The sequence below is a fragment of the Mesorhizobium sp. P2_F8 genome (assembly GCF_056403655.1).
Genome location: NZ_JBFUFB010000080.1, coordinates 1 through 2133 on the forward strand (window position 1 = coordinate 1; position 2133 = coordinate 2133).

3 protein-coding genes are annotated in these 2133 nt (G+C 58.5%); 1 reads left to right on the plus strand and 2 read right to left on the minus strand.

The genetic code is table 11. The annotated features are described in order from the left end of the window. Window positions 1–284: hypothetical protein (locus tag AC1DZP_RS35935; protein WP_477309069.1), on the plus strand; the 284-nt coding region annotated here is incomplete at its 5' end. 328 nt (window positions 285–612) lie between these two features. Here the strand turns inward: AC1DZP_RS35935 and AC1DZP_RS35940 are convergent. Together AC1DZP_RS35940 and AC1DZP_RS35945 are read right to left on the minus strand one after the other, a co-directional pair. Then, window positions 613–1155: a cytochrome b gene (locus tag AC1DZP_RS35940; RefSeq protein WP_477309071.1), complete on the minus strand. Its 543-nt coding sequence runs from the start codon at window positions 1153–1155 to the stop codon at window positions 613–615. 148 nt (window positions 1156–1303) lie between these two features. Then, window positions 1304–1612, minus strand: coding sequence for a hypothetical protein (locus AC1DZP_RS35945; RefSeq protein ID WP_477309073.1), 309 nt, complete (start codon window positions 1610–1612; stop codon window positions 1304–1306). Window positions 1613–2133: the final 521 nt, after the last annotated feature.

The following is a 2133-nucleotide window of genomic DNA, read 5'->3' on the forward strand; positions in this document are numbered from 1 at the left end:
GAGCCCGTGATGACGACCGCATCGCGGCCGCCGTGATGCCGGCGCTGCCAGGCGCGCTGGCCATTGTCGTAAAACGCCTGCTCGCCATGATGGCGGTGATGGAGACGCTGTCCGTCCCGATAGATGACCATACCGTCGTTGTTGTTGTCGCTCCAATGATGGCGATGATGTCGGTGGGTCTGGATGACGAACGCTTCGTCTGCCGAAGCCACCGCAGGCGCGGCCAAGCAGAGTGCCAGCGCGCTCAGGATCATGACTTTCATTTCGAATTCTCCAAAAAATGAGTTGCCCTTCGCGGGGTAAACATGGCGCGACCGCTTTGGTTCCGTTGCCACGGCGCGTCGGTCGTTTAGGGATTGATCTTCACCAGCGGTCTACGAGTTGCATCTAAACACAAAAAAGCCCGCCACCTTTCGGCAGCGGGCCAGGGTCTTATGGAGTGCTGGGGATCAAGCCAGCACAGGGTCAACGAGCGGCGTAGGGGTTGGTTGCGAGCATGGATCCCCCGCATCGCTACAGGATGCTGCTCTCGGGCCCGCCAGCGCGCGTTCTTATCCTACAGCGCGGCAGCGTCCCGAGCGGCCCTATACCCATCCGTGGCCAAGCGGACACTTACTTTGTCCCCTTCGGAAGCATCCTTGTCAAAATCGCATCTCGGCGGACGAGATGATGGTACAGCGCAGCCAAGGCATGCAGGCCGACGGCTATCAGAATGCCATCCGCGCACAATGAGTGAAGTTCTCGGATCGTGCGAGCCGTAGTTCGATTAGGTGCAAAGGGAGCCGGGATCGTAAACAGGCCGAAGAAACTCAACTCGTTACCCCTGAACCAGGTCAAAACGATGCCTAGAACAGGGATCGCAATCAACAATGCATACAGGACAAGGTGACCAAACTTGGCCGCCGCCCGCTCTGGCGCCGACATCTCTTCCGGAAGACCGGGCGCTCCTCTCAGGCCGCGCAGGACGACCCGCCAAAGCACCAGACCAGCCAAAAGAAGGCCAAACGAAATATGCAGCCGCCAGATGGAATCGACCGTATGATCGCCACGAGGCAACAGGTCCTCCCCGTAGGTCAGTGCATAGAGCAAAAGGACAAGCACGAAGAGAGACCAGTGCAAAAACTTCTGGGTCGAAGTGTACGCGGCAGATGTCATCCGGCGAGGGCTCCTGTTAAAAAATGGATCCCTTCTTCCGTTGGCTTCCTGGCCGACTTGTGGCCGCCAAATTACGGTTTTGTAACGATCACGGCCCGGTCTGCCTTTGCAAGGTGTCCAGCCGCGCGAACTGTCGGGGGTTAACGGCCTAACGGTGACGGGCCTCTTCAAGGCACGAGAACGCGAGGTAGCCACACTCACGGCACTTGAGGAAGYCCTSGTCATCTCTCCACTGGTCAACCATGGGCTCCTGCCTTGCTCGCCATACCCAGCAGCGCGGACATTGAGGCGTATCGTCTATAAGGGGCTGATACGTATCTAAGCGGGCACCCGCAGCGACCTTGTCGTCCAGATCGGATTCCAGTTTTGCCTTGGCTTCATCGTGCAGGTCCAGCCTGCGCCTTAGGTCTCCGGCCTTCTTCATCTCGTCGAAAGCCAACCGCTCGGCGTCGCGCATGAGGGTTTCCCTGAAGCCGGCCATTGCGGATGGAGTGCAATGGCCACGCGGAATGCAAGATGGCCCTATGAGGTACACCCGAATGAGGTACCGCGAGCCTCACGGTGGCGGGCTTTTCATTCAATTCGCACACGGCCATTTGAATTGCGGCGCGGACCCATACTGATCACCTGCCCGGCATGAGCAAGATGAAGCTCACGATCTGGATCGTGCTGGCGGTGCTGATCGTGGTCGGCATATATCTGTTTTTACAAGCGGACGCGCCCGATTGGTCATCGCGCATTTGATCGCCTATTCGCGGTCGTCTTCGCCAGACGCTTCCAYGGAAGGCGCTACTCTCGCAGTCGCGCCGTCTTGGCCTCTCTCGCAAGACGCTCAGCCTCAATCGTCAGTTTCGATTCGCGATCAGCACGCCCAATCCGTTCCTTGTCGACGCGTCGTCGGGTCATGAAACCCTCCACCGCCAAGAGACCATGAATTCCTAGCCGGCAAAAATGTTCCTAAATCCATCAGCTGGTCGA